Annotated in this window: 2 protein-coding genes and 1 pseudogene; 2 read left to right on the top strand and 1 reads right to left on the bottom strand. The window is 73.2% G+C overall.

All coding sequences use genetic code 11. From position 1 onward, the window contains the following. Positions 1–1300 (top strand): M1 family metallopeptidase (locus tag JNW89_RS29510; protein WP_238451584.1); only part of this gene is annotated, 1300 nt, incomplete at its 5' end. Positions 1301–1315: 15 nt separating this feature from the next. On the opposite strand, the gene JNW89_RS29505 is transcribed toward JNW89_RS29510, so the two are convergent. Continuing rightward, on the bottom strand, positions 1316–2446 hold the full coding sequence (locus JNW89_RS29505) for an LCP family protein (protein WP_238451583.1): 1131 nt from the start codon (positions 2444–2446) through the stop codon (positions 1316–1318). Positions 2447–2583: 137 nt separating this feature from the next. On the opposite strand from JNW89_RS29505, the pseudogene JNW89_RS29500 reads away from it, so the two are divergent. Beyond that, positions 2584–4167 (top strand): annotated as a pseudogene (locus tag JNW89_RS29500) (FAD-dependent oxidoreductase); the annotation flags it as partial.

The following is a 4167-nucleotide window of genomic DNA, read 5'->3' as shown; positions in this document are numbered from 1 at the left end:
CGGCGACGCCTACTTCCCGAGCTACGGCAACGGCGGGTACGACGTCGGGCGGTACACCGTCAAGGTCCGCTACGACCCGGCGACCGACCGGCTCACCGGCACCACCACCGTGCAGGCCACCGCCACCGCCGACCTGTCCGCGTTCCACCTGGACCTGGCCGGGCTGACGGTGCGGAAGGTGACCGTGGACGGTGCGCCGGCCCGGCACGCGCGGGAGGCCGACGAGCTGGTGGTCACCCCGGCCGCCGGGCTCACCGCCGGCAACGGCTTCACCGCCGAGATCAGCTACGAGGGAAAGCCGGAGCCGCTGGCCAACGAGGTGCTCGGCGAGGGCGGCTGGCTGCACACCACCGACGGCGCGATCGCGCTCGGCCAGCCGGAGTCGGCGAGCACCTGGTTCCCGGTCAACGACCACCCCTCGGACAAGGCGACCTACGACGTCGAGATCATCGTCCCGAAGGGGCTGACCGCGGTCAGCAACGGGGTGCCGAAGGGGCGCTCGGACGCCGACGGCTGGACCACCTGGAAGTGGTCCGAGGCCGCCCCGATGGCCAGCTACCTGAGCACTGTGGTGATCGGGGACTACCGGGTCGAGACCGGCGAGCACAAGGGGCGGCCGGTGTTCAGCGCGGTCAGCACCAAGCTCGGCAAGGGAGCCGCCGACGCGTCGATGGCCCGCACCACCGAGGTCGCCGACTACCTGGAGAGCGTCTTCGGGCCGTACCCGTTCGCCGCGTACGGCGGGGTGGTGGTCGCCGACGAGCGGATCCGGTACGCGCTGGAGACGCAGAGCCGCCCGGTCTACGGGGCGGGCTTCTTCCGGGGCGGCGAGAACACCGGCGTGGTCGCCCACGAGCTGGCACATCAGTGGTTCGGCAACAGCGTCTCGCTGGCGAAGTGGCAGGACATCTGGCTCAACGAGGGGCTGGCCACCTACGCCGAGTGGCTCTGGGCGGAGCACCTGGGCACCGGCACCGCCCAGGCGGCCTTCGACCGGCGGTACGCCGGTTCGTCCAGCCGCCTCTGGCAGACGAAACCGGCCGAGCCCGGTCGGCAGAACCTGTTCAGCGAGTCGGTCTACCAGCGCGGCGGGATGACCGTGCACGCGCTGCGGGTGGCGGTCGGCGACCCGGCGTTCTTCAAGATCCTCAAGACCTGGGCGGCGGAGAAGCGCAACGGCAACGCCACCACCGACGAGTTCGTCGCGGTCGCCGAGCGGGTCTCCGGCAAGCAACTGGACAAGCTCTTCGCCGCCTGGCTGCACGGCATCGAGCGCCCCCCGGCCCCGAAGCGTCTCTAGCCCGGGAGACCCGCCCTAGTTCTTCACCCGCAGGTCAGGATGGGCGGTGAGGAACTTCTCGGCGTCGCCGGCCTTGAGCGCGGTGAGGAACTGCCGGCCGACCGGCTTGAGCTCCTCACCCCGGTACGCGCTGCCCTTGCCCACCCCGCTGCCGGGGAGCGCGACCGGGGTGAACCGGTCGACGCTCAGCCCGCCGAGGGCGTATGCAAGGTCGACGATGCGGGGACCGCCGGCGTAGATCAGGGTGTCGCCGAGCGCGCCGACCACCTGCTGGACCCGGTCCGGCTGGCGGGCCAGGTTCTCGTCGAGGATCTTGGCGGTCAGCGCCCGGATGAGCTGCTGCTGGTGGCGCTGCCGGGCGTAGTCGCCGCCGGCGATGTAGCGCTGGCGGGCGTAGTCCAGCGCCTGCCAGCCGTTGAGGTGCCGCTGGCCCTTCTCGTAGACCATCTGCGGCCCGACGTAGCCGCCGCCGGAGGGTGCCGGGTCACGGTGCTTGCCGTCCGGCCGGCGGTGCAGCGAGACCACCCGCTGGTCGACGTAGAGGTCCACCCCGCCCAGGGTGTCCACCAGCTTGTCGAAGCCGGTGAAGGTGATCACCGCGCCGGCGTCGAACCGCAGCCCGGTGTATCCGCTGACCGTGCTGCGCAGCAGCTCGTACCCCTGGGCGACGCGGTGCTCCTTGGGCTTGCCCGGCACCCGGCTGCCGTAGCTCATCGCGTGGGTGAGCTTGGTCTTCCCGCCCTTGTAGCCCGAGGCGGGGAAGGCCGGGATGTCCACCAGCAGGTCGCGGGGGAGCGAGAAGAGGTACGCCCGGTCGAGCCCGGCCGGCACGTGCAGCACCAGCACGGCGTCGCCGTGCGGCTCCCACCCGGGGACGCTGACCCGGGTGTCCACCCCGACCACCAGCAGGTTGAGCGGCCCGGTGATGCCGGCCCCGGGTGGGGCGGTCGGGCTGGGCTCCGCGGCGGTGCTCGGGGTGGCGGTCGCGGTGGCGGTGGCGGCGACCGCGCCCGGCCGGCGCTGCGGCCCGTCCTCGCTGACCAGCCGGTTCACCACCAGGGCGCCCCCGGCGACCAGGACCACCGCGGCCAGGGCGGCCAGCAGCAGCACCCGGCGCGGTCGTCGCGCCCCTGTCTCGTGAGCCATGCCCGGCACCCCCGTTGAAACAACGCTCCGACCGGGGGCCCGAGTTGCGGGCGTGACCTGACGGATCGGTGGACCCGAGCATGATCGCGCGAAAACTGCCGCTGGCGCGATGGCTACTCAGCGGTAATGATGCGTTCATGCGGTACGACGTGGTCGTCATCGGGTCCGGTTTCGGCGGCAGCGTCACCGCGCTCCGGCTGGCCGAGAAGGGTTACACCGTCGGCGTTCTGGAGGCCGGCCGTCGGTTCGCCGACGACGAGTTCCCGCAGACCTCCTGGCGGGCCCGGCGCTTCCTCTGGGCGCCGAAGCTCGGCTGCTACGGCCTGCAACGGATCACGCTGCTCCGCTCGGCCGACCGCAGGGTCGGCGGCGGCGTCATGGTGCTCTCCGGGGCGGGGGTGGGCGGCGGCTCGCTGGTCTACGCCAACACCCTCTACGAGCCGCTGGACGCCTTCTACGACGACCCGCAGTGGCGCGGCATCACCGACTGGCGCGACGAGCTGGCCCGCCACTACGACCAGGCGAAGCGGATGCTCGGCGTCACCACGTACCCGGTCGACACCGGCGCGGACCGGGCGATGCGCGCGGTCGCCGAGCGGATGGGGGTCGGGCGGACCTTCCACGCCACCCCGGTGGGCGTGCACATCGGCCGGCCCGGCCAGCGGGTGCCGGACCCGTACTTCGGCGGCGTCGGCCCGGAGCGCACCGGCTGCACGCACTGCGGCTCCTGCATGACCGGCTGCCGCCACGGCGCGAAGAACACCCTGGTCAAGAACTACCTCTGGCTGGCCGAGCGGCTCGGCGTCGAGGTCCACCCGCTGACCACGGTGACCGCCGTCCGGCCGGCACCCGACGGCGGGTACGAGGTGCACACCGAGCGGACGGGTGCCTGGCTGCGGCGGCGCCGGCAGGTCGTCCACGCCGACCAGGTGGTCCTCGCCGCCGGGGCGCTGGGCACCCAGCGGCTGCTGCACGAGATGAAGGCGACCGGGGCGCTGCCCGGCCTCTCCGACCGGCTCGGCGAGCTGACCCGGACCAACTCCGAGGCGATCCTCGGCGCCTCGTGCCCCGCGGGCGGGCCCGCGCCGAGGGGGTGGCGATCACCAGCTCCTTCCACCCCGACCCGCAGACCCACATCGAGCCGGTGCGCTACGGCCGCGGCTCGAACGCGATGGGGCTGCTCCAGTCGCTGCTGGTCGACGGCGGCCCGCACCGGGTCCGACGCTGGCTGGGCAGCATCGTCCGGCAACCCGGGCTGGCGGCTCGGATGCTGTCGGTGCGGGGCTGGTCGGAGCGGACGGTGATCGCCCTGGTGATGCAGTCGGTGGACAACTCGCTGACCACCCGGTTCCGGCGCGGCCTCTTCGGCCGGCGGCTGGTCTCCGGCCCGGGTCACGGTGCGCCCAACCCGACCTGGATCCCGGCCGGCAACGAGGCGGTCCGGATGCTCGCCGAGGAGATCGGCGGTACGCCGGGCGGCGCGCTCACCGAGCCGTTCAACATCCCGATGACCGCGCACATCCTCGGCGGGGCGGTGATCGGGGCGTCCCCGGCCGACGGGGTCATCGACCCGTGGCACCGGGTCTACGGCCACCCGGGGCTGCACGTGGTGGACGGGGCGGCGGTCTCGGCGAACCTCGGCGTGAACCCGTCGCTGACGATCACCGCCCAGGCGGAGCGGGCGATGTCCTACTGGCCGAACAAGGGCCAGGACGACCCCC

The sequence above is a fragment of the Micromonospora sp. 4G55 genome, assembly GCF_016803375.1.
Note: the sequence above shows the minus strand (reverse complement) of the source record. Positions and strands in the feature narration are given on the sequence as shown.

What these genes read in the sequence shown, in the direction of transcription:
- JNW89_RS29505 (WP_238451583.1), bottom strand. Translation starts at nt 2,446, where the DNA reads ATGGCTCACGAGACAGGGGCGCGACGACCGCGCCGGGTGCTGCTGCTG.